Here is a 21,778-nt window from a genome sequence, read left to right as displayed (position 1 = left end):
AGTTCTCCTTACAGGCCGTAGGGAAGCCAGGACTTGATGATCTTGGTGTCCTGTTCGGACATGACCTTCGTCCCGCGGTTCTGACGGATGTACTTGCCGTTGTGGCTGATGAGGCGGTGGCGCTTGCCGGCCACGCCGGCCTTCAGCTTGCCGGTCGCCGTCATCTTGAAGCGTTTTTTCACGCCCGACTTCGTCTTCAGTTTCGGCATTTCACTCGGAGCGCGGACGCCCCGTCCTCTGGTCGTGTTGATGAACCGCCATGGCATGCCTTGGGGCCAGGCGGTTCCGAAGGGGCGGGCTAGTAGCGGAAAGAGGCGCAAAGCGCAAGGCGGGCCCGCCGCCCGGCATGCTTTCCGCGCCTTTTACCGCAACTCTTAAAGAGCGGTTACCCGCGATGACCTAACCAGGGTGTCCCCGGCCGCGGCACGCGCGGCGACGGAGACTAGGCAATGTCGAGCACCTCTCCCGCGGCGCCCTTCACGCCCGGCTACAATCCCCAGGCCGTCGCGCCGCAACGCACCGACCGGACCGATCAGGGCGCCGAGCGCCAGCGCGACAAGGTCGCCGAGGCCGAGTCAGGCTCGTCGACCACGGGCGATCCCTCCGGCAAGGGCAGCGGCCAGGGGGCCAGCCGCGGCGCCGTGCTGGACATCCGGGCCTAGCCTCAGGCCGGGCGGCTGGTCCTGGCCCGCACCTGCAGGGCGAACCACAGGGCGGGCAGGATCAGCAGCGCCGAGAAGCCGAACACCGAGCCGGGCGCCACCCGGGAGAACAATTGCCCGGCCAGCACCGGGCCGCCGATGCGCGCCAGCGCCATGCCGCTCATGTTCAGGCCCAGCATCTCGCCCTGGCGATGCGCCGGCGCCGCCTGGGAGATCAGCGCCGAGACGTTCGGGAAGCAGATCGACTGGCCGACGCACACCAGCGCGAAGCCGACCATCGCGACGATCCAGGTCGGCGACAGGCCCTGGACCATGAGACCCAGCCCCATCAGCACCAGGCCGGCCGTCAGAGTCGCGGCTTCGCCGTAGCGGCGCGCCAGCCGGCCTGAGAGCCAGCCCTGGCAGACCGCGCCCAACAGGCCGATGCCCATGAAGGCGAGGCCGATCTGGCGCGGACCCCAGCCGAAGCGGGCCTCGGTCCACAGGCCGTAGGTCGCCTCGATGCCGGCGAAACCCACCACGACGATGAAGCTGATCATCACCACGCGGCTGATGATCGGGTGGGCGAAGGCGTCGCGCACGCGGGCGGGTTTCGGCCCCTTCGGCAGCGGGGCGGCGTCGGGCCGGCGCTCGCGCACCAGGAGGACGACCGCCACCGCCGAGGCCATGGCGAAGGCCGCCGCCACGAGCAGCGGCAGCTGGAAGCCCAGGGCGCCGCGCCCCGGCTGGGCCAGGAGGCCGCCGATGGCGGGCCCGGTCATGAAGCCCGCGCTGAACGCCGCCCCCATGATCCCCATGCGCTGCGGACGCTTCTCGGGCGGCGTGATGTCGGCCAGAGCGCCCTGCAGGGTGGAGATGTTGCCCGCGAAGAAGCCGTTGGCGAACCGGATGGCGAAGGCCCAGGCGATGTTCGGGGCGAACGCCAGGGCCGCATAGCTCACGCCCACCATGCCGATGGTGACGATCAGCACGGGCCGGCGGCCGATGCGGTCCGACAGCCGGCCCCAGAACGGCTCGCCCAGGAACTGGCCAATCGAGAACGTCGAAAACAGCAGCGTCACCTGCCAGGCCGGCGCGTCGAACGCCTGCGCGAAGAAGGGCAGCAGCGGGATGACCAGGCCGAAGCCGGCGATCATCAGGAAGATGACGCCCAGCAGGACGACAAGCGCCCGGCGTTCCTCGAGCTCGCTCATGGCCCGGCCCGGCGGTTTGCGGAAATGACGGGGGGCGGCGGCGCGCACGCGTGCGGCGTCGCCGCCCGCGGTGCGAACTGGGACATGGCGGTGGAGGTAGGCTCAGGCTCCCGCAGCCACAACCGGCGCGCGTCCAAGGGGCGTGAGCTGTTGCCGCCAGGCCTCAGCGGCCGGTCGCGGCCTGCTGCTTCGCGAGCTCGGCCCGGAAGGCCGCATAGCCCTTCTCGAAATAGGCGCGGCAGCCCTCGGGATCGACGAAGGCGTCGGCCTCGCCGGACTTGGCCTTCTCCATCGCGCCGAAGAACTGGGCGTGGCTGCCGAGGAAGACCTCACAGGGCGCTGTGCGCCAGAAGCGGTAGCTCTTCTCGTAGTCGGCGGCGATGCCGGGATAGCTCTCCTGGCCGACCAGCCGGTAGCCGGGGAGCACGCTGTTCGAGCACAGGATCATCGCCTGGCGCACCTGGCCGGCGACGGTCACCGGAAAGGTCCAGGTGGTGCAGCCGCGGGTGTGGCCGGCGGTCAGGTGGGCGGTCAGCGTGCGCTCGCCCAGCTTGACCTTCTGGCCGTCGCGGATGCTGCCGTCCGGCTTCACCGGCGTGTAGGGGTAGCGATCGCCCAGGAAGAAGTCGCCCCGCCCGCCCCGGGCCATCAGCTTGCCGTCCTCGGCGCTGACCAGGACCTTGGCGCCGGTTTCGGCCTTGAGCTGGGCGATCCCCGCCGCATGGTCGAAGTGGGCGTGGCTGTTCAGGATGATCTTCACCTGCCGGGGGTCGAAACCCAGGCGGCGGATGTTGTTCAGGATCTGCGCCGCGGTCGTCGCATAGCCGCCGTCGATCAGGATCAGGCCCTTGTTCGACTGGATGAGGTAGGCGGCGACGTCGGATGCGCCGACCCACCAGACGCCGTCTGCGACCGCGAAGGGCCTCACCGGCTCGTTGCCCCGTTCCTGCGCAGCAGCCGGCATGAAGAAAGCGGCCGCCCCGAGGACGGCCGCTCCCAGAATTCCGAAGGCTTGCCGGATCACGCGCCGGCTCAGCGGGGGGCCAGGATCATGATCATCTGGCGGCCCTCCATGCGGGGCTCGTACTCGACCTTGGCCACCGGCTCAAAGTCGGCCTTCACCTTCTGCAGCAGCTTCATGCCAAGTTCGGGGTGGGCCAGTTCCCGGCCGCGGAAGCGAAGGGTGATCTTCACCTTGTCGCCTTCCTCGAAGAAGCGGTGCATCGATCGCGCCTTCACGTCGTAATCGTGCTGGTCGATATTGGGTCGGAGCTTGATTTCCTTGAGCTCGACGACCTTCTGCTTCTTTCGCGCCTCGTTCTTCTTCTTCTGCTCCTGGAACTTGAACTTGCCGTAGTCCAGGATCTTGCAGACGGGCGGATCCGCGTTGGGGACGATCTCCACCAGGTCCAAGCCGGCTTCTTCAGCGGCCTCGATGGCGGCGGAGGTGGGCATCACGCCTTGCTTCTCACCGTGCTGGTCGATGAGCAGGACGCGAGGAACGCGGATCTCTTCATTCATACGCGGCCCTTCCTTGACGGGCGGCGTGTTCATGGGGCGGCGAATAGGCAGTGCTCCTGGTGCTGTTGAAACGCAAAAACGCCGGTGCGCGTCGAGCGCTCCGGGCGTGCCGTCAGTATATGACGAAGGGATACTTCGGTATCAAGGTCGCGCAGAGGGGGCAGGCGCCAGAGAATTGGCCGCCTGCGCTACCTGGGCCACACTCAAGTCGGCCAGATTGTCGGCCTGCAGGATGGCGACGCGCCCCCGCGGCGCCGACAGCGTCGGGTCGGAACTCTTGCCGAACAGGACCACCGTCGGCGCGCCGGCGGCTGCGGCCAGGTGCAGCGGGCCGGTGTCGTTGCCGATCGCCAGCGCGGCCTTGGCCCCCAGGATGGCGACCCGGCCGAAGTCGGTGCGGCCGGTCAGGTCGCGGGCGCGTGGCGTGTGGCGCTGGATGGCGTGCGCGAGGGTGGTCTCCTGCGGGCCGCCGATGATCACGATGTCGAAGCCCCGCGAGTACAGGATCTTCGCCAGCTCGGCGTACTTCTCCAGCGGCCAGCGCTTGTCCATCCGGTGCGCCGAGCCGCCGGGCACGAACATGACGTAGGGGCGGGGTTTTACGCCGCCCGGCACGGGCCGTTCGGCCGGCGCCTGCCGCAGCACCCACGATAGGTCGGGCGCCGGCGCCGTTCCAGGCTCGGTCGGCGCGTCGGGCCAGATGCCGGCGTACATCAGCTGGTCGGCCTGACGCTCCAGGGTGTGCATGCCGTTGCGCAGCGGGTTCCTGTGCGGCAGCGAGCAGCCGAACGCGATACCCGACCAGTCGGGCGGACCGGGCCGCAGCAGCTGGAAGATGCGGTTCGACTGGGCCGACGTCTGCAGATCGTAGACGCGGCTCAGATTCATCGCCTTCAGCCGCTTTCGGAGCGCCATCCACTCGGGGAAGCTCTCGGGCCGGCCGCCGGTGTCGACGGCGTTGAAGTAGGGGCAGGTCTTGGCCAGAGCCTCGAACGGGGGCGTGGTCAGCAGCGTGATGTGCGCCTTGGGATGCGCCTCGCGGATCTTCTTCATGGCCGCCAGGGCGAGGACGAAGTCGCCCAGCGCCGACAGCTTGATGACCAGGATGCGCTCGATCGTACGCGGCATCAGCGACCGCCGTGAGAGCTGCGGGCCTCGAGAACGCGGGCGTAGGCGGCAAGGGTGGCGTCGCACATCGCCTCGACCGAATAGAGCTGGCGGGCCCGCTTCTGCCCGACATGGCCCATTTCCATCCGCTGGCCGGCGCCGGCGTCGGCCGCGCCCGCCAGGGCCGCGGCCCAGGCGTCGGGCTCCGCGGGCGGAACCAGCCAGCCGGTGACGCCATCGACCACCGTCTCGGTCACGCCGCCATGATTGGAGGCGATCACCGGCCGGCACATGGCCTGCGGCTCCACCGCCGCGCGGCCGAAGGACTCCGGCACCGTGGTCGGCAGGATCGCGAGGTCGGCGAGGAGATAGGCTGCAGGCATGTCGTCACAATGGCCGACGATCCTTACGGCCTCCTGAAGACCGGCTGTGCTGATCGCGTTCTGCAACTCCTCGCTGTATCCGGTCCGCCCCTGATCGTCGCCGGCGAACAGGACGAGCAGGTCCTGTCGTCCTTTGGCGGCAAGCCGCCGCACGGCCTCGATGATCGTCAGATGGCCCTTGATACGCGTCAGCCGGCCGGCCAGCAGCACCTTCACCCGCGGATCGCCCGCCGCAACGCCCCAGGCCGTGCGCAGCGCCTCGACACGGTCGGGCGCGACATAGGCGGGATTGAACCTGTCGAAGTCGACGCCGCGGGGGATCGTCACCAGCTTGGCGGGGTCGATGTGGTGTTCGGCCAGGATATGGTCGCGGGTGTACTCCGAATTGGCGATCACCAGGTCGCCCCGCGTCATCACCGCATTATACCAGCGCTTCAGCCCGCTCCTGGCCTTGTAGACGCCGTGGTAGGTGGCGACGAACGGCGTGCCGGTGGCGTGCGCCGCCCAGAGCGCCGAGAAGGCGGGGGCGCGGCTGCGCGCATGCACGATCGAGACCTTCTCCTGCCGGATCAGAGCCACCAGCCGCGCGGCGTTGCCCAACATCACCAGCGGGTTCTTGGTCTGCACCGGCATCTGCGCCAGCCGGCCGCCGTCGGCCTGGAGCCGAGAGGTCATCCGACCGCCCGCCGTCGCGACCAGCGCCGTCCCGCCGGCGCGCACCACGGCCTGGGCGATGTCGATGGTGCTCTGCTCGGCGCCGCCGGTCTCGAGCTCCGGGATGACCTGCAGCAGGGTGAAGTCGGAGTGTAGGGGCACGAGGCCTCTCTAAACTGAGTTGGCCCCGAAGCTAAGAGGGGCTGCTAAGAGGTCGGCATGAGCGAGACGAGCGGTTATCTGGCGCGCCCGGGCGGCGAACATGTGGCCTGGCGCAAGGTCGAGGGGCGAGGCCCCGCGGTGGTCTGGCTGGGCGGCTTCAAGTCCGACATGGCCGGGACCAAGGCCCAGGCCCTGGCCGACTGGGCCCTGGCCGCCGGCCGCGCCTATGTCCGCTTCGACTACTTCGGCCACGGCGAGTCGTCGGGTGACTTCCGCCAAGGCACGATCACGCGCTGGCGCGAAGACGCCCTTGCGGTGCTGGAGGCCCTCAACGACGGGCAGGTCGTGCTGGTCGGCTCGTCCATGGGGGGCTGGATCGCGTCGCTGGTGGCCATGGCCGAGCCCGATCGGGTCAAGGCCATGGTGTTGATCGCGCCGGCCCCTGACTTCACCGAGAAGCTGATGAAGCCCCAGATCCCGCCGGAGGGCCTCGCCGACCTCGCCCGCGACGGCGTCTGGCTGCGGCCCAGCGAGTACGGCGAGCCCTATCCGATCACCCGCGAGCTTTTGGAGGACGGCGCGCGCTGGTCGATCCTGGAGGCGCAGGAGGTACCGATCGAGGTTCCTGTCCGCATCCTGCAGGGCGGCGAGGATCCCGACGTGCCGTGGAGCCACGCGCTGCAGCTCGCCAACGCCATCAAGGGGCCGGACGTGGTCTTCACCCTGATCAAGGACGGCGACCATCGGCTGTCGCGGCCACAGGACCTGGAGCGGCTGATCGCGGCTCTGGACGAGGTGGCCTCCTGAGCCCCGCAGTTCTCTGGCGCGCGGCGCCGCTCCTGCTGTCGCTCACTGTCCTCTTCTGGGCGGGCAATTCCATCGCCGGCCGGGCGCTCGCCGGCATCGTGCCGCCGGTGGCTCTGTCGTTCTGGCGCTGGGTGCTGGCGCTCGCCCTGGTGACGCCGCTCGCCTGGCCGCACCTGAGGCGCGACCTCCCGGTGCTGAAGGCCCGCTGGCGGCTCGTGGTCGCCCTTTCGCTGCTCGGCGTCGCGAGCTTCGGCGTGCTGCTCTATTTCGGCCTCCAGACCACGACGGCCCTGAACAGCGTGGTCGTACAGGCCGGCATCCCGCCGCTCGTGATGCTGTTCGGCTGGCTGGCGCTTAAGGACCGCGTGAACCGCTGGCAGGTGGCCGGCATGGCCCTGTCCCTGGTCGGCGTGCTGGCGGTGGTGACTGGCGGCCGGCCGTGGGACCTGCTGCACCTCGGCCTTAATCCCGGCGACGGCCTGATCCTGATCGGCGTCGTGCTCTATGCGATCTACTCGCTCATCCTGCGCCGGCGGCCCGACGTCCATCCGCTCAGCCTGTTGTGGGCCACCTTCGCCGTGTCCGCCCTGGCGCTCGCGCCGCTCTACGCGTTCGAGGCCGCGCTCGGCGCACGGATGCAGTTCTCGCCGAAGGCGCTCATCGGCATCGGCTACATCGCCGCCTTGCCGTCGTTCGCGGCCTATCTGTTCTTCAACCGCGGCGTCGAGCTGGTCGGTTCGGCGCGGGCCAGCCAGTACCTGCACCTGCAGCCGATCTTCGGCGCCATCCTCGCCGTGCTGCTGCTCGGCGAGGCGTTCCGTCCGCACCACGCCGTGGGGATGGCCCCTGATCCTGGCCGGGATCGCCGTCTCCGCCTATCGGCCGCGGACGCCCCCATCCTAGCCGCCTGCGGCGAGGATCTGCGCCAGGCCTTCGCGATAGGTGGGATAGGCGGGGCGCCAGCCGAGCTCGGCCTTGGCCAGCGCGTTCGAGACCCGCTTGCTCTCGGCGTAGAACCGCATGGCCGAAGGGCCCAGGCCGGCTTCGGCCAACGGGATCTCCGGTGGGACCGGCAGGCCGAGCAGCGTCGCGGCGTACGCCACGACGTTGGGGTTCGGCGCCGGCTCGTCGTCGCACAGGTTGTAGATCCCGCCCGCCCGCGGCCGTGAGATCGAAGCCGCCAGCCCGGCCGCCAGGTCGTCCACATGGATCCGCGAGAACACCTGGCCCGGCGCGGCGATGCGCTTGGCCCGGCCGTCGCGCAGGCGGTCGAAGGCCGAGCGGCCGGGGCCGTAGATGCCGGGCAGCCGGAATACGGCGACCGTCAGTCCCATGCCCCGGCCCACCTCCAGCCAGTCGCGTTCGGCCCCCCACGCGGCGGGCGCCCTCGACCGACTGGGCGGCCAGCGGGCTCCGCTCGGTCACCCAGCCGCCTCGCCGGTCGCCATAGACGCCGGTGGTGGACAGATAGCCGGTCCAGTCGGGGAAGGCGCGGGCCCTCGCCAACGCCGGCACGAGGGTGTTCAGGCCCGGGCAGCCCTCGGCCCCTGGCGGCGCGGTGACGAGCAGGGCCTGGGTCGCCGACAGGGCGCGCGCCAACCCGTCCCGGTCCTCGACGTGGACCGGGGTCACGCCGTCCGCGACGAGCGGATCGGGCGGTCCGCGGTGACTGGCCGCTACGGTCCAGCCCTGCGCCTGGAGTCGCCGCGCCAGCGCCCGTCCCGAGAAGCCATAGCCAAAGACGAACAGGTGCAAGCGCTACTCCGCGGCCACCTTTGCCGAGGAGGCCGCGATGGCCTCCGCCCGCTCGGCGTTCCAGGCCGAGACGCAAGGGATCTTCGAGAGGTCGGCCCGATGGGCGTAGGCCCGCGCGATCTCGGTGATCTCCAGCAGCAGGCCCTCCGCCAGGGTGATCGGCTGCAGGCCATATCCCAGCAGCCGGCCATTCTCGACGCAGAGCTCGTTCTCGTCGGCCTCGGCGCGCGGGTTCGGCAGGTGCGCCACCTCCGCCCCGGTCAGGTCCGCCACCAGTCGCGCAAGGTCGCGAACACGCCGGCATTCCGTCATCTGGTTCATCACCTTCACCCGCTCGCCGCGCGCCGGGGGTGCGCCAGCGCCAGCTCCACGCAGCGCACCGTGTCCTGGATGTTGATGAAGGCCCGCGTCTGCCCGCCGGTCCCGTGGACGGTGAGCGGATAGCCGAGCGCCGCCTGGATCAGGAAGCGGTTCAGCACCGTGCCGTAGTCGCCGTCGTAGTCGAAGCGGTTGATCAGCCGCGGATCCAACCGCGTCTCGGCGGTCTGAGCGCCCCAGACGATGCCCTGGTGCAGGTCGGTGATCCGGAGCCCGTCGTTGCGCGCGTAGAACTGGAAGAGCAAGGCGTCCTGGGTCTTGGTCAGGTGGTAGATCGACCCGGGATTGGCCGGATAGAGGATCTCCCTCGGCATCCAGCCGTCCGGGCCCTCGACCTGAACGGTGAGATAGCCCTCCGGGATGGGCACGCCGGCCGTGCCGTAGCCATAGACCCCCATGGTGCCGAGGTGCGCCAGATGGATGTCCAAACCGCTTTCGACGATCGCGGCCAGGATGTCGTGGGTGGCGTTCAGGTTGTTGTCGATGGTGTAGCGCTTGTGGGCCGCCGACTTCATCGAATAGGGCGCGGCCCGCTGTTCGGCGAAGTGGACGACGGCGTCGGGCCGGAAGCCAGTCAGCAGCCCCACCAGAGCGTCGAAGTCGCGGCCGACGGTCAGGCCGTGAACGGCGATCTCGTGGCCAGAGACCTCGCGCCAGGCGGCGATCCGCTCCGCCAGCGGCGCGATCGGCGTCAGCGAGCCCGCGCCCAGCTCTTCGTCGATTCTGTCGCCGAGAGCCGTTGTCGACGACCGCGACGTCATGGCCGCGCGCCGACAGATGCAGCGCCGTCGGCCAGCCGCAGAAGCCGTCGCCCCCGAGGATCAGTACCCGCATTCCCGCTCCCAGTCCTGGAAGCCCCCCACCGCTGCTAGGGATATGACGCCCGGGGCGGCGGGGGAAGCCGGTTCAGAGGAGCTCCTCGATCGCCTTGCGGGCGGCGTCCTTCAGTTCGGGGCGCAGGAGGGCGAAGGCGACGTTGGCCCGCAGCAGCCCGATCTTGTCGCCGCAGTCGTAGGTCGTTCCGTCGTATTCCAGGGCGTGGAAGTCCTGGACCTTCATCAGGTTGGCCATGCCGTCCGTCAGTTGGATCTCGCCGCCGGCGCCCGCGCTCCTGGGTCTCCAGGATCTCGAAGATCTCGGGCTGCAGGATATAGCGGCCGGAAATGAACAGGTTGGAGGGTTCGGTCCCGGGCGCGGGTTTCTCGACCATGCCGGTCATGCGGTTCAGCCGGCCGTCCTGGCCGTCCAGCGCCACGATGCCGTACTTGTGGGCTTCGCCCTCGGGGGCCGGCTCGACGACCACGATGTTGCCGCCGGTCTTCTCGTAGGCGGCGACCGCCTGGGCCAGGGCCGGCGGCGTGGCCGCCATCAGCATGTCGGGCAGCATCACCGCGAACGGCTCGTCGCCGATGATGTCGCGAGCGCACCAGACGGCGTGTCCCAGCCCCAGAGGAGCCATCTGGCGCACGAAGCTCATCTGGCCGGGCTGCAGGATATCGCGCCGCACCTCGGCCAGGATGTCGGTCTTGCCCTTGGCTTCCAGCGCCTGCTCGATCTCGGGATTGGCGTCGAAATAGTCCTCGATGGCGCCCTGGCCGCGACCGACGATGAAGACGAAGTGTTCGATGCCGGCGGCGCGCGCCTCCTCGACGATGTAAGACAGGATCGGCCGGTCCACGACGTTCAGCAGGTTCTTCGGCGTCGTCTTCGCGCCCGGCAGCACCCGCGTTCCCAGACCCGCCACAGGCAGGACGGCCTTACGCACACGCTTGGTCATTCATCCCCTCCGAAGGCCCCGGAACCATCCGAAGCTCAGCTTTAGCTCGCGGCTCTCAGAACGCCGCAGGACGCTCGACGATCCCGGCCGGCGCGGCGACCTTGCCCGTGTGATCACGATTTTGCGATCAGGCAAAGCTGTGCCACCGTCCTCGACGGGGATTCACCCCTAGGGAGCCAGATAAAATGAAGCTTCGCACTCTGACTGTCGCCGCCGCCGGCGTCATGGCCCTTGGCCTGGCCGCTTGCCAACAGAAGACCGAAGAAGCTCCGGCCGCGCCCGCCGCCGACGCCTCCGCGACCGCGCCCGCGGCCACCGACTCCATGATGGCGACCACTCCGCCGGCCGATCCGGCCGCGCCCGCGGCGACCGACGGCATGGCGACCACCACCACCGAGAGCACGACGACGACCACGACGGCCCCGGCCGACGCTCCGGCGCCCAAGTAGGCTCCGGTTCTACGACTGGATTTCGACGGCCGCCCCTCGGGGCGGCCGTTTTGCTTGGCGCTACTCGACGGTGACCGACTTGGCCAGGTTGCGCGGCTGGTCCACGTCCGCGCCCTTCTGCACGGCCACGTGGTAGGCCAGCAGTTGCACCGGCGCCGACAGCACCAGGGGCGCGATCAAGGGGTCGCACTTCGGCGCCGTCACCACCACCCGCGCGCCTTTCGGCGCGTGCTTCTCGCCCTCGGGGTCGGTGATGAAGATCACCTGGCCGCCCCGGGCCATGACCTCCTGCATGTTGGAAGCCGACTTCTCGAAATAGCTGTCCATCGGGGCCAGGATGACGATCGGCGTCTGCTCGTCGACGAGGGCGATCGGCCCGTGCTTCAGCTCGCCGGCCGCATAGCCCTCGGCGTGGATATAGCTGATCTCCTTCAGCTTCAGCGCGCCTTCCAGGGCCAGCGGGTACATCGGCCCCCGGCCCAGGTAGAGCACGTCCCGGGCCTTGGCGACGTCCTGGGCGATGGCCCGGACCGCGTCCTCCAGCTTGATGGACTCGGCGATCAGTCGCGGGGCCTCCAGCAGCACCTTCACCAGCCGCTGCTCCTCGGCCTCGTCGATCTTGCCGCGCGCCCGGGCCGCGGCGATGGCCACCGCCGTGAGCACCGAGACCTGGGCGGTGAAGGCCTTCGTCGAGGCGACGCCGATCTCCGGCCCGCAGTGGATCGGCCAGACCACGTCGACCTCGCGGGCCATGGTCGACTCTGTGGCGTTCACCACCGCCGCCGTCTGCATGCCCTTGGCCTGGCAGAAGCGCAGGGCGGCCAGGGTGTCGGCCGTCTCGCCCGACTGCGACATGGCGATGGCAAGCGCACCGGACCGGAGCGAAGGCTGGCGATAGCGGAACTCCGAGGCGATCTCGACGTCGACCGGCAGGTCGGCCATCTGCTCGATCAGGTACTTGCCCATGAGGCCGGCGATGTAGGACGTGCCGCAGGCCACGATCTGGATCCGCTCCAGTTTCGCCCAGTCGATGTCGCCCGAGACGGCGGCGCGGCTGGTGATGGTGTCCACATAGGCCGAGATGGTGCGCTGGCACCCTTCCGGCTGGTCGTGGATCTCCTTCTCCATGAAGTGGCGGTAGTTGCCCTTCTCCACGAGAGCGGCCGAGGCCGGCACCGTCCGCATCGGCCGCTCGGCCGGCGCGCCGCTCTCGTCGAAGATGCGCACCGAGTCATGGGAGATGGCGACATAGTCGCCTTCGTCCAGGTAGCTGATCCGGTTGGTGAACGGGCCGACGGCCAGGGCGTCCGAGCCGATGAACATCTCCCCGTCGCCGTAACCGACGACCAGCGGGCTGCCCCGGCGGGCTCCCATGACCAAGCCGTCCTCGCCTTCCACCAGCACGCCCAGCGCGTACGCGCCGGTGAGCTGGTCGAGGGTGGCCTTGAACGCCTCCAGGGGCGCCTTGCCGGTCTCCAGCTCGCAGTCGAGCAGTTGAGCGATGACCTCGGTGTCGGTCTCGCTCTCGAAGGTGCGGCCCTTCGCCTTCAGCGCCTCTCGGAGTTCGGCGAAGTTCTCGATGATGCCGTTATGCACCAGGGTGACCCGGCCGGCCTTGTGCGGGTGGGCGTTGCTGGTGGTCGGCGCGCCGTGCGTCGCCCAGCGGGTGTGGCCGATGCCGACCGTGGCGCGCAGCGGATCTTCCGCCAGCACCTCCTCCAAAGCCCGGATCTTGCCCGCCGCGCGGCGCCGCTCGAGCTTGCCGTCGACGATCCCAGCAACGCCCGCCGAGTCATAGCCGCGGTACTCCAGGCGCTTGAGGCTGTCGAGCAGCCGGTCCTGGACGGGCTTGACGCCCACGATGCCGATGATGCCGCACATGTGGTTCGCGCGTTCCTTGTGCTAGAGGCGAAGGTTCGACCCTGTAACGCTGCGGCTTTAGCATCGGCTAAGGTCCGAGCCACTAAATCTCAGTTTCCAAACGTTTCGAGGCTGACCGATGAGCAAGCGCGCCTATTTCGGCACTGACGGGATCCGCGGTCAGGCGAACCGCCATCCGATGACGGCCGAGGTTGCGCTCCGGGTCGGCATGGCGGCCGGCAAGCTGTTCATGTCGAAAGACGACCGCCGCCACCTGGTGGTGATCGGCAAGGACACCCGGCTGTCGGGTTACATGATCGAGCCAGCCCTGGTGGCGGGCTTCACCAGCGTCGGCATGGACGTGCGCCTGTTCGGCCCGCTCCCGACCCCCGGCGTGGCGATGATGACCCGTTCGCTTCGCGCCGACCTCGGCGTGATGATCTCGGCCTCGCACAACCATTTCGCCGACAACGGCATCAAGCTGTTCGGTCCCGACGGCTACAAGCTGTCGGACGAGCAGGAGCTCGAGATCGAGGCCCGGATGGATCAGGGGCTGCAAGAGAACCTGGCTCCGCCCGACAAGCTGGGGCGCGTGCAGCGGATCGACGACAGCCAGGCTCGATATGTGGAGATCGCCAAGGCGACCTTCCCGAGAGGTCTGAGCCTGGCCGGAATGCGCATCGTGATCGATTGCGCCAACGGCGCCGCCTACAAGGTCGCCCCCGAGGCGCTCTACGAACTTGGCGCGGAGGTGATCCGCGTCGGCGTCGAGCCCAACGGGTTCAACATCAACGAAGAGTGCGGCTCCACCCATCCGCTGGCCATGTCTAAGCTGGTCAAGGAGTATCGCGCAGACATCGGCATCGCGTTGGACGGTGACGCCGACCGCCTGGTGATCTGCGACGAGAAGGGCCAGATCGTCGATGGCGACCAGATCATGGCCATCATCGCCGACAGCTTCGCCAAGACGGATCGGCTGAAGGGCGGCGGCGTCGTCGCCACCGTCATGTCCAACCTGGGCCTCGAGCGCTATCTGGCCGACCGCCAACTCAGGCTCGAGCGCACCGCCGTCGGCGACCGCTATGTCATGGCCCGGATGCGCGAGGGCGGCTTCAACCTCGGAGGCGAGCAGTCCGGCCACCTGATCCTCTCCGACCTCTCGACGACCGGCGACGGCCTGATCGCGGCGCTCCAGGTGCTGGCGGTGCTGAAGGTCAGCGACAAGCCGATGAGCGCCCTGGCCCGCCAGTTCGAACCGGTCCCGCAGCTGCTGGAGAACGTGCGCTTCAGCTCGGGCAAGCCGCTGGAGAACGCCCAGGTGAAACAGGCCATCGCCGAGGCCGAGGCCCGGTTGAACGGTTCCGGCCGCCTGGTCATCCGACCTTCCGGCACCGAGCCTCTGATCCGCATCATGGCCGAAGGCGACGACGCCAAGCTGGTCAGCCAGGTGGTCAAGGAGATCGCCGGCGCCGTGAAGACGGCGGCCGCGTAGGCGCGTCGGGGCGAAGCTGCCGTCCGCTTTGGCGCCTGAGGTGAGCGGCTTCTGCACATGCGGCGTCACGCCGATCTGCTCGCACGCCAGGATCTCCTCGCCGGAGAAGTAGCCACGGTCGGCCAGCATCTCGAGGCGCTCCACGCCCATGGCGTCCTTGGCCTTGCCGCTCATTTCCGCGAGCTGCTGGCGATCGCTGCCCGTGGTGTGATCCTCCCGCTCGGCCTGTGCGCGGCGTCGTGCTGCGGGATCGGCCCGCATGGACGCTAGGCGGGCTTCCGCCTCGCGGATCAGTTCGTCCACTCCACATTGCGGCGATGTAGGGCCTGCTCGGCGGTGCGCCTGTCCTTGGTCCGCAGGCTCTCCATCCACTCAGTCTTTGGCTTGCCGTTGCGTGTCAGGAGAAACCGCTGAAGGGGCGGCGGTGGTAGTAGGTTGCCTGGATCTTGGTGAGGTAGGTCGGCATCGGCTCGTCAGTTTTGCCAAGTGTAAAACTCGGCCGCCTCGAAGCCATTGTTTTCCTTGCCGTTCTAGGCACTTCCTTGAAGATCAAGGGCCTAGCTAACGTTGGCGGTGAGAGAGGGATTCGAACCCTCGATAGAGTTTCCCCTATACACGCGTTCCAGGCGTGCGCCTTCAACCACTCGGCCACCTCACCCCACGGCTCCCGCGGAGAGGGCGCGAATATAGTCAGGACGCGTGCCGGGGCAAGCGCGGTTCGCCGCGGCGGCGCCAGTGGCGGGGATGCGCCGGGCCCGGCGAGGCCTTATCTAGTCGGCCGACCCCCTTTCCGGAGCCTTCGCCCATGCTCTTCAAGAAGCCGCTCGACCTGCCGACGCCCGAAGAGGCGCTGCCGGGCCGCCCGAACGCGCTGCCCACCGCCGACACCCATTTCGTCAACGGCCGCCCGCTGAAGGGGCCGTACCCCGACGGTCTGGAGACCGCCTACTTCGCCATGGGCTGCTTCTGGGGCGTGGAGCGCGTCTTCTGGCAGATCCCCGGCGTGCACGTGACGGCCGTGGGGTACCAGCAGGGCGTCACCCCCAACGCGACGTACGAGGAGGTCTGCTCGGGCCGCACCGGCCACACCGAGTCGGTCCTGGTGGTCTACGACCCGAAGGTGGTCGGATACGGCGACCTCCTGAAGACGTTCTGGGAGAACCACGACCCCACGCAAGGCATGCGCCAGGGGAACGACATCGGCACCCAATATCGCTCGGCGATCCTGGTCACCAACGACGCCCAGGCGGCGGAAGCCGAGGCCTCGCGCGAGGCCTATCAGCAGGCGCTGTCGACCTCGGGCCTCGGCCGCATCACCACAGAGATCGCGCCCGCTGGGCCCTTCTACTTCGCCGAGGACTACCACCAGCAGTACCTGGCCAAGAACCCGCACGGCTACTGCGGCATCGGCGGCACGGGCGTCACCTGCCCGATCGGCGTCGGCGTCGAGGCCTAGGCGGGGTTCGTGGGGGCGGTCACGCACGAGACCGTGTCGCGGCTGGCGCTGGGCCAGCCCGCGGCCACCCATGTCGTCCAGTGGGGCGGCCACGACGTCTACAAGGTCGGTGGCAAGGTGTTTGCCACCTGCGGCGACGAGGGGGTGTCGTTCAAGGTCAGCGAGATCGGCTTCATGGCGCTGACCGAAGGCGGGCCCGCCCGCCAGGCGCCTTTACCTGGCCAAGGGCCAGTGGGTGATCGTCGACCTGGCGGACCTCGGCGAGGCTGACCTGGCCGACTGGCTCGCCACCTCCCACCAGCTCGTCGCCGCCAAGCTGACCCGGAAGGCGCGCGCCGAACTGGGCCTCGGCTAGCGGCGGTTCAGCGTTCGAGGAGCCGGCGCAGGTCGCGGATCGCCGCCGCCGCCGGCGACGAGCGCTGGCGCCACAGCAGGAGGCCCACGGCGCCCAAGGTCGCTGCCATGAAGGCGACGGGCCCGAACAGCCAGGCCGCGGCCGCCAGGGCGAAGTAGTAGCCGCGGACCCCGGCGTTGAACGAGGACAGGGCCGGATTGAGCAGCCGCGACAGCGCCGCCCCGTAGGCGGCCCGATCGGTGGCGTCGGGCATCGGGTCGGGCGCCGCCCCCATGGCGGCGATGCAGTAGTTGAATTGGCGGATCGACCAGATGAAGTCGAGCAGCCCGCGGGCCAGGGCCACCAGCACCAGGGCCAGCTGCAGCTCGAACAGCATCCGCGACGAGGTCTTGATCACCTCCAGCGCCGATACGGACCGGAACGTCGCCTCGCCGCCGAACAGGGCGCCGGCGGCGGCCGCGATGAGCAGCAGGTTGGAGGAGGCGAAGAACGAGGCCGAGTTCAGCGCATGCCCCAGCAGCTGGCCGTCCATCAGCCGCGGATCGCGGCCGGTCATGTTGGTCATCCAGGCCGCCCGGATGACCGTCATGTCCGTGTTCAGCACCCCGCCGCGCCGCTTGCCGACAAGGGTCAGCAGCGGCTCGTAGAACAGCCACGCCACCGCGAAGACCGCGAAGGCGGCGACGTCGAGCGGCGGCATCTGCAGCACGGGTCAGTCCTCCTTGATCAGGCTGTGGACGTTGGTGTTTCGCAACCGGACGGCCACCAGGAACGCGGCCGCCATGATGACCGACACATAGACGTAGAAGCCGCTCTCCATCCCCTCGCCCTTGAACCACAGCGCCACATACTCGGCGGTGCCGCCGAACATGGCGTTGGCGATGGCGTAAGGCAGGGCGACGCCCAGGGCCCGCACGTGGGCGGGGAAGAGCTCGGCCTTCACCAGCCCGCTGACGGCGGTGTAGCCGGACAGCAGGAGCAGCAGCAGAGCGACCAGCCCCGCCGCCGCGGTCGGAGAGGTGGTCCCGGCCAGCGCCGACATCGCCGGGTAGGTCGCCACCGCGCCGCCCAGGAAGGCGAAGGCGATGGTCGTCTTGCGTCCGAGCTTGTCGGAGAGCCACCCGAACAGAGGCTGGGCGACCATGAAGAGCACCAGGGTCGCGCCGTTGATGGCGCTGGCCACGGGTTTGGAGAACCCGGCCGTCTGGCTCAGGAACTTCAACATGTAGGTCGTGTAGGCGTAGAAGGCCAAGGAGCCGGCCGCCGTCAGGACGAATATGATGGCGCTCTCGCGCGGGTAGCGCGTGAACAGCATCATGGTCTGGGCCCGCGGCGCGCCCTCCGCCTTGGCCGCCACATAGGACGGGCTTTCGTCCATGCCGCTGCGGATCCAGAAGACCACTACCGCCAGCAGCGCCCCGAAGACGAACGGGAGACGCCAGCCCCAGTCCTCGAGCGCCGCGCGGTCCATCACGTTCTGCAGCAGGATCAGGACGCCTACGGCCAGCAACTGGCCGGCGATCAGCGTGACGTACTGGAAGCTGGCCCAGAAGCCGCGCCGCGCCCGCCCGGCCATCTCGGACATGTAGGTGGCGCTTGCGCCGTACTCTCCGCCCACGGAGAGACCCTGCAGGATGCGCGCCGCCAGCAGTCCCAGCGGCGCCCAGGGGCCGATGTGGCGGGCGTCGGGCAGGAGCGCGATGGCCGCGGCGCCGGCGCACATCATGCCGACGCTCAGCGCCAGGGCCGCGCGGCGGCCCTTCCAGTCGGCGTAGAGTCCCATCAGCCAGGCGCCGAGGGGGCGCGCGAAGAAGCCCACCGCGAAAATCGCGGCGGTCTGCAACAGCTGAGCCGTCGAATCGCCTTTCGGGAAGAAATGCGGCGCGAAGTAGAGGGCGAAGGACGAGTAGGCGAACCAGTCGTACCACTCGACGAGGTTGCCGGCCGAGCCGCCGACGATCGCCTTCGCTCTCTGAAGCGGCGTCAGCCCGACGGCCGTAACCGCAGGCGGCGCCTGTGTGTCAGCCCCCGTTTCCGTGGCTGTCATGCATCTCCCCCCAACTTGGCTTTGGGGGCGGATGCTAGGGGTTAGCGGCGGCCAACGCCAAGGGCCGCGTCGCTAGATGCGCCCCAATAGGACCAGGATGATGATGATCACCAGGATCAGACCCAGCCCGCCGCTGGGGAAATAGCCCCAACCGCGTGAATAACCCCAGTTCGGCAGGGCGCCGATCAGGAGCAGGATCAGGATGATGATCAGGATGGTGCCAAGGGACATTCAGCTCTCCTCGTGCTGTCCCCGACCTGCGCCGTAGCTTCGAACGTGCGCGGCACAGCCGAGGTTCCGGAGCGCTGCCGCGCCTCATTCGACCGGGCTTCGAAACGACTCGTCCGCCGTGGGCGGCCAATCCTTCACCCACCATCGCATTTCGCTGAAGCGCGGATCGCTCTGCAGGTCGTCTTCAAGATCCCGAAGGAATCCAACGAACGCAGCTTTGCTGGGCAGGAGCCGCCAGGTCATGTCCTGCGTCTGAAGGATGTAGCCGTCGATAAAGGTGACTTGCAGCCAAAAGCGCTGCCGCTCCCGATACGCCTCGAACGACCAGCCGCTCTCGTATTGATTCTCCGGCTCATCGACGCGATAGCCTCGCGCTCTCAACATTTCAGCGACAACTCGAGCGACAGCCTGCCCGGCGAACTGAAGCTCGTTGCCGTCCTCGGCATAGATGGCATCGTACGGGAGGTCGGCCTTGAACCAGACGTTCGGCCTCAGCTTCACCATCCGCCGTCATCCCCTTCCAGATATTCGATCGCGCCTCCGGCCGCTGCGGCCACCCCGCCGACCCGCGCTTTCAATGGTGCGGGGCTCCCGTACCAACCTGACCTATTGGCCCGTGCCGCTGCAAGCCGAGGTCCCTTCCGCTCCAGCGCTCACCGAGCACCGCCGTGCCGTGGAACCGCGGGTCGACGCCATAGTGAAGTCCGTACATGTCGCCGCGGCTGATGCCCGGAGGGATCAACTTGTGGAATGGACCATCCATGTAATCGCGGGGGATTGCCCCGCCCCCCAAGCAGAGCTGGCAGCCTGGCTCGTCGCGGGATGAGGTGGCTGCCCATGTTCGATGCCGGATAGGGCTCTGCGAGATGCGCTGCCGCCCTCGGACTGAACCCCTGCGCCGCGTACTTCGCCACGTTGCCTACATTCGCTCCGCGGTCGAAGCCTTTCACCATCTTGGCCGCCGGGCCGCCCACCGCCATCGAGCCGACATCGAAGACGAGCTCTCCATAATTCTGTCCGACGTCGAAGGCTTGCTGAAGCTGGCCGGCAAAGGTTGGTGCGTCGGGCTGCGCATTCGGATCTAGGTCGTTCCGGATCTGGCCGCCCCATAAGCTTCATGTGCAGCCGCTTCCGCCTCTCGACCGAGGTGGGCGGCCCTACGCCGCTGACGTTCCATGAACTGAGCGATGTTTTCGCCCATGCCCCCGCGCCGGCCCAAAAAGAGCCCCCTGCTTTTCATGTGATGTGGAGCGCTCTGGAGCCTGAACGCTACACGACCCAGCGCGCAGAAATGGTAGCGCGGCTCAGACGGCGAGCCAAGAACAAAACAAGAATCTTGAAGCGGCGGTGCTGATGCTGAGATTCGCGCGCTAGATCGCTGCGCCCGTCGGGCACGTTGTCCTACACGGCCAGGCCCTCAGTCAGCCGCGTCGGCGGTGTGGAGCTTGGAATCGCGGTCGTTGACGCCCAGCGCATACATCAGCCCCACCCAGCCGCCCTTCACGCGGGGCAGGAGCGACAGGGTGATCACCGCCATCGAGGTCAGGATGATGGGCAGCGACCAGCGCGGGTCGCTTTCCCACACGATAGGGAACAGCAGCAGCGGCGCCACAATCAGGTGACCGACCAGCAAGATGGTCAGGTAGGCTGGGCCGTCGTCCGCCGGATACTGCGCCAGGCTATGGTCGCACCGCTCACAGCGGTCGATGACCTTCAGGTAGCGCCAGAACAGGCGGCTCTCGCCGCAGGCCGGGCACTTGTGGCGCGCGCCGCGGGAGATGGAGCGCATAAGCGGATGGACGATCTCGGCCATGGCCCGCATATGCCCGCTCCGTCGCCCCCGCGAAAGGGGGCGACGGCGTTCGGCCGCAGCCCGGGCTAGGGGTTGGTGCGGTGGCTGTTCTGGGCGGTGGGCCGGCCGAAGGCGTCGGCGTCATTGCCGACATCGCCCTCTTCGGTGTTCTCACCGTCCTCGCGCAGGATGTGCGGATCCTCGCCGGCCATGGTCGTGCCGCGGGACGCGCCGATGCCGGGGTCGTCCTGCAGGTCGTCGCGGGGCGGGCTGGCTTCGCCGGGGGCTGGGTGCTTCGAACTGGACATGCGGGCCTCCTTGGCTGGTCCTGGACCCAACCTCGGGAGGCCCGCAGGGTTCCTACGCTCCAGCCGCCGGCTAGTTCTTGGCGTCTTCCGCAGCGCCGGTGACGGCGCGGCCGGCGGCCTGGGCGTCACGGCCGAGGCCGGCCACGGTGTTGCAGGCGCCCACCAGCAGGGCCGAGGCCGCGGCGGCGAGCACGATCAGTTTGCGCATGATGGGAGCTCCTCTGGGATCTGTCCTAGGTCGAAGAGCTCGGGGTTCTAGTCAAGCTTGCGGCGGCATTGGGGCGCCGTTGGTCAGCCCGTTCAGCCGCTCGCCGATGCGCCGGACATGGCTGCCCGGCCAGTAGAGCCGCCCGCAAGCCGGGCAGGCTCGGAATGGCCCCGCTTTCGCCTGGGCGCTTTCGGGCATCCGATCGATTTCATCGAGGCTGGCCTCCCGCAGCCGGGCATTGTCCACGACGCAGCGCGTGAAGGGCGCGAAACCCCAGTCGAGGACGACGCCTCGCGAAAGGCTCTCGGCCTCGGCGTCCACGCCCCGCCCCTCGATCAGCACCGATTCCGCCGCGGCCGCCGCGAGCCGCTTGTCCCGCGTCAACAGGATGCGCCCCTCCTCGCGGGCGATCTTCAACAACCCCGCGTCCGGCTCGCCATCGGAGGCCAGGTAGGTGTCGTAGCCCGCCGCCCTCAGGAGACGGGCCAGCGGCGCCAGCATCTCGTCGCACAGGAAGCGCATGGGCCCAGAACGCACCGGACCACCGCTCGGATCAAGCGCCGCGGTGTGACCGTTATTTTGGCAGTTTGATGAAACTTGGCCGAACGACGTTGTCGCACTGCAACGAAACCTTGCCAGGATCATTGTGCGGTGCGAAACGGCCTCGCCTGAGTAACTGGAGTTTCCGCGTGCTCGAAGTCCCGATGCGTACCTTCCCCGGCCTGTTCGTCGGCCGCCGCACCGTCCTCATGGCCCAGGAGGTGACCACCGGCTCGGAAGGCACGGCGTACCGGTGCGGCGCGTGCGAGGACCTGATCCTGATCGAGACTGACGCGGCCCGCTTGCGCGATGTGGTGGTGAAGTGCCGCTGCGGCGAGTTCAACCAGCTCTAATCAGAGCTTCCTGACGAATTCCGCCCTGAGCACGAGGCCCTTGATGGTCTCGTGCCGGCAGTCGATCTCCTGAGGGTCGCCCGTCAGGCGGATCGAACGGATCACCGTGCCGCGCTTCAGCGTCTGGCCGGCGCCCTTGACCTCGAGGTCCTTGGTCAGCGTCACCTTGTCACCGTCGGCCAGGAGGTTGCCGACCGCGTCGCGCACCTCGACCCGCCCCGCCGCGGCGGCCTTCTCGGCCGCCTCGGTGACGCTGATCCACTCGCCGGTGTCCTCGTCGTAGACGAA

Annotated in this window: 25 protein-coding genes, 1 tRNA gene and 4 pseudogenes; 8 read left to right on the top strand and 22 right to left on the bottom strand. The window is 68.7% G+C overall.

The window, feature by feature from the left end:
* Positions 1-8 precede the first annotated feature (8 nt).
* Complete coding sequence (gene rpmI / locus LRS10_RS10620) at positions 9-209, bottom strand: 50S ribosomal protein L35 (protein ID WP_257837225.1); 201 nt, start codon at positions 207-209, stop codon at positions 9-11.
* A gap of 240 nt (positions 210-449) precedes the next feature.
* Between rpmI and LRS10_RS10615 the strand changes: the two genes are divergently transcribed.
* Entirely contained in the window at positions 450-662 is a 213-nt protein-coding gene (locus LRS10_RS10615; RefSeq protein WP_257837224.1) for a hypothetical protein, read from the top strand.
* 2 nt (positions 663-664) lie between these two features.
* On the opposite strand, the gene LRS10_RS10610 is transcribed toward LRS10_RS10615, so the two are convergent.
* From LRS10_RS10610 to LRS10_RS10590, 5 genes are all read right to left on the bottom strand, one after another.
* Positions 665-1,855, bottom strand: a complete 1,191-nt coding sequence (locus tag LRS10_RS10610; RefSeq protein WP_257837223.1) for an MFS transporter — start codon at positions 1,853-1,855, stop codon at positions 665-667.
* Between the two features lie 163 nt (positions 1,856-2,018).
* Positions 2,019-2,879, bottom strand: coding sequence for a subclass B3 metallo-beta-lactamase (bla, locus tag LRS10_RS10605; RefSeq protein WP_257837222.1), 861 nt, complete (start codon positions 2,877-2,879; stop codon positions 2,019-2,021).
* A gap of 8 nt (positions 2,880-2,887) precedes the next feature.
* Complete coding sequence (gene infC / locus LRS10_RS10600) at positions 2,888-3,409, bottom strand: translation initiation factor IF-3 (protein WP_257837221.1); 522 nt, start codon at positions 3,407-3,409, stop codon at positions 2,888-2,890.
* A gap of 108 nt (positions 3,410-3,517) precedes the next feature.
* Positions 3,518-4,504 carry a glycosyltransferase family 9 protein gene (locus tag LRS10_RS10595; protein WP_257837220.1) on the bottom strand — a complete coding sequence of 329 codons (987 nt, stop codon included), beginning with the start codon at positions 4,502-4,504 and terminating at the stop codon, positions 3,518-3,520.
* Positions 4,504-5,682 carry a glycosyltransferase family 4 protein gene (locus LRS10_RS10590; RefSeq protein WP_257837219.1) on the bottom strand — a complete coding sequence of 393 codons (1,179 nt, stop codon included), beginning with the start codon at positions 5,680-5,682 and terminating at the stop codon, positions 4,504-4,506. The genes LRS10_RS10595 and LRS10_RS10590 overlap by 1 nt, the downstream gene beginning before the upstream one ends.
* Before the next feature lie 57 nt (positions 5,683-5,739).
* Here LRS10_RS10590 and LRS10_RS10585 point away from each other — a divergent pair, with 57 nt between their 5' ends.
* Together LRS10_RS10585 and LRS10_RS10580 are read left to right on the top strand one after the other, a co-directional pair.
* Complete coding sequence (locus LRS10_RS10585) at positions 5,740-6,489, top strand: alpha/beta fold hydrolase (protein ID WP_257837218.1); 750 nt, start codon at positions 5,740-5,742, stop codon at positions 6,487-6,489.
* Positions 6,486-7,319, top strand: a pseudogene (locus LRS10_RS10580) (DMT family transporter); the annotation flags it as partial. The gene LRS10_RS10585 and the pseudogene LRS10_RS10580, both read left to right, overlap by 4 nt.
* A gap of 69 nt (positions 7,320-7,388) precedes the next feature.
* Here the strand turns inward: LRS10_RS10580 and LRS10_RS10575 are convergent.
* The 4 genes and pseudogenes from LRS10_RS10575 to LRS10_RS10560 form a co-directional block, all read right to left on the bottom strand.
* Positions 7,389-8,244 (bottom strand): annotated as a pseudogene (locus tag LRS10_RS10575) (SDR family oxidoreductase).
* A 3-nt stretch (positions 8,245-8,247) separates the two neighbouring features.
* Positions 8,248-8,565: a hypothetical protein gene (locus tag LRS10_RS10570; protein ID WP_257837217.1), complete on the bottom strand. Its 318-nt coding sequence runs from the start codon at positions 8,563-8,565 to the stop codon at positions 8,248-8,250.
* Between the two features lie 5 nt (positions 8,566-8,570).
* On the bottom strand, positions 8,571-9,383 hold the full coding sequence (locus LRS10_RS10565; protein ID WP_257837216.1) for an NAD-dependent epimerase/dehydratase family protein: 813 nt from the start codon (positions 9,381-9,383) through the stop codon (positions 8,571-8,573).
* Between the two features lie 145 nt (positions 9,384-9,528).
* A pseudogene (locus tag LRS10_RS10560) lies at positions 9,529-10,399 on the bottom strand (UTP--glucose-1-phosphate uridylyltransferase).
* A gap of 185 nt (positions 10,400-10,584) precedes the next feature.
* On the opposite strand from LRS10_RS10560, the gene LRS10_RS10555 reads away from it, so the two are divergent.
* On the top strand, positions 10,585-10,848 hold the full coding sequence (locus tag LRS10_RS10555; protein ID WP_257837215.1) for a hypothetical protein: 264 nt from the start codon (positions 10,585-10,587) through the stop codon (positions 10,846-10,848).
* Positions 10,849-10,908: 60 nt separating this feature from the next.
* Here the strand turns inward: LRS10_RS10555 and glmS are convergent, their stop codons facing one another.
* Positions 10,909-12,729, bottom strand: a complete 1,821-nt coding sequence (glmS, locus tag LRS10_RS10550) for a glutamine--fructose-6-phosphate transaminase (isomerizing) (protein ID WP_257837214.1) — start codon at positions 12,727-12,729, stop codon at positions 10,909-10,911.
* A gap of 118 nt (positions 12,730-12,847) precedes the next feature.
* On the opposite strand from glmS, the gene glmM reads away from it, so the two are divergent.
* Positions 12,848-14,200, top strand: coding sequence for a phosphoglucosamine mutase (gene glmM, locus LRS10_RS10545; RefSeq protein WP_257837213.1), 1,353 nt, complete (start codon positions 12,848-12,850; stop codon positions 14,198-14,200).
* A 12-nt stretch (positions 14,201-14,212) separates the two neighbouring features.
* On the opposite strand, the pseudogene LRS10_RS10540 reads toward glmM, so the two are convergent.
* Both LRS10_RS10540 and LRS10_RS10535 read right to left on the bottom strand, forming a co-directional pair.
* Positions 14,213-14,404 (bottom strand): annotated as a pseudogene (locus tag LRS10_RS10540) (IS5/IS1182 family transposase); the annotation flags it as partial.
* A 364-nt stretch (positions 14,405-14,768) separates the two neighbouring features.
* Positions 14,769-14,858 (bottom strand) — tRNA-Ser (locus tag LRS10_RS10535).
* 147 nt (positions 14,859-15,005) lie between these two features.
* Between LRS10_RS10535 and msrA the strand changes: the two genes are divergently transcribed.
* Entirely contained in the window at positions 15,006-15,656 is a 651-nt protein-coding gene (gene msrA, locus LRS10_RS10530; protein ID WP_257837212.1) for a peptide-methionine (S)-S-oxide reductase MsrA, read from the top strand.
* A 9-nt stretch (positions 15,657-15,665) separates the two neighbouring features.
* On the top strand, positions 15,666-15,926 hold the full coding sequence (locus tag LRS10_RS10525; protein ID WP_308237951.1) for an MmcQ/YjbR family DNA-binding protein: 261 nt from the start codon (positions 15,666-15,668) through the stop codon (positions 15,924-15,926).
* Positions 15,927-16,018: 92 nt separating this feature from the next.
* Here the strand turns inward: LRS10_RS10525 and LRS10_RS10520 are convergent, their stop codons facing one another.
* From LRS10_RS10520 to LRS10_RS10485, 8 genes are all read right to left on the bottom strand, one after another.
* On the bottom strand, positions 16,019-16,711 hold the full coding sequence (locus tag LRS10_RS10520; RefSeq protein ID WP_257839132.1) for a DUF599 family protein: 693 nt from the start codon (positions 16,709-16,711) through the stop codon (positions 16,019-16,021).
* 12 nt (positions 16,712-16,723) lie between these two features.
* A complete protein-coding gene (locus LRS10_RS10515; RefSeq protein ID WP_257837211.1) occupies positions 16,724-18,058 on the bottom strand; it encodes an MFS transporter in 1,335 nt (444 codons plus the stop codon).
* A gap of 72 nt (positions 18,059-18,130) precedes the next feature.
* On the bottom strand, positions 18,131-18,289 hold the full coding sequence (locus LRS10_RS10510) for a DUF3309 domain-containing protein (RefSeq protein ID WP_257837210.1): 159 nt from the start codon (positions 18,287-18,289) through the stop codon (positions 18,131-18,133).
* 84 nt (positions 18,290-18,373) lie between these two features.
* Positions 18,374-18,793, bottom strand: coding sequence for a hypothetical protein (locus LRS10_RS10505; protein ID WP_257837209.1), 420 nt, complete (start codon positions 18,791-18,793; stop codon positions 18,374-18,376).
* A gap of 913 nt (positions 18,794-19,706) precedes the next feature.
* Positions 19,707-20,111: a DUF983 domain-containing protein gene (locus tag LRS10_RS10500; protein ID WP_257837208.1), complete on the bottom strand. Its 405-nt coding sequence runs from the start codon at positions 20,109-20,111 to the stop codon at positions 19,707-19,709.
* Positions 20,112-20,167: 56 nt separating this feature from the next.
* Positions 20,168-20,389, bottom strand: a complete 222-nt coding sequence (locus LRS10_RS10495; RefSeq protein ID WP_257837207.1) for a hypothetical protein — start codon at positions 20,387-20,389, stop codon at positions 20,168-20,170.
* A 70-nt stretch (positions 20,390-20,459) separates the two neighbouring features.
* Positions 20,460-20,597, bottom strand: coding sequence for an entericidin EcnA/B family protein (locus tag LRS10_RS10490; RefSeq protein ID WP_257837206.1), 138 nt, complete (start codon positions 20,595-20,597; stop codon positions 20,460-20,462).
* A 51-nt stretch (positions 20,598-20,648) separates the two neighbouring features.
* Positions 20,649-21,242, bottom strand: a complete 594-nt coding sequence (locus LRS10_RS10485) for a Mut7-C RNAse domain-containing protein (protein WP_257837205.1) — start codon at positions 21,240-21,242, stop codon at positions 20,649-20,651.
* Between the two features lie 44 nt (positions 21,243-21,286).
* Here LRS10_RS10485 and LRS10_RS10480 point away from each other — a divergent pair, with 44 nt between their 5' ends.
* Positions 21,287-21,490 (top strand): hypothetical protein, encoded by a 204-nt coding sequence (locus LRS10_RS10480; protein ID WP_257837204.1) that lies wholly within the window; start codon positions 21,287-21,289, stop codon positions 21,488-21,490.
* Here the strand turns inward: LRS10_RS10480 and LRS10_RS10475 are convergent, their stop codons facing one another.
* Entirely contained in the window at positions 21,491-21,748 is a 258-nt protein-coding gene (locus LRS10_RS10475; RefSeq protein ID WP_257839131.1) for an alkylphosphonate utilization protein, read from the bottom strand.
* Positions 21,749-21,778 lie beyond the last annotated feature (30 nt).

This window comes from Phenylobacterium sp. J426, from assembly GCF_024699945.1.
Lineage (GTDB): Bacteria > Pseudomonadota > Alphaproteobacteria > Caulobacterales > Caulobacteraceae > Phenylobacterium.
Note: the sequence above shows the minus strand (reverse complement) of the source record. Positions and strands in the feature narration are given on the sequence as shown.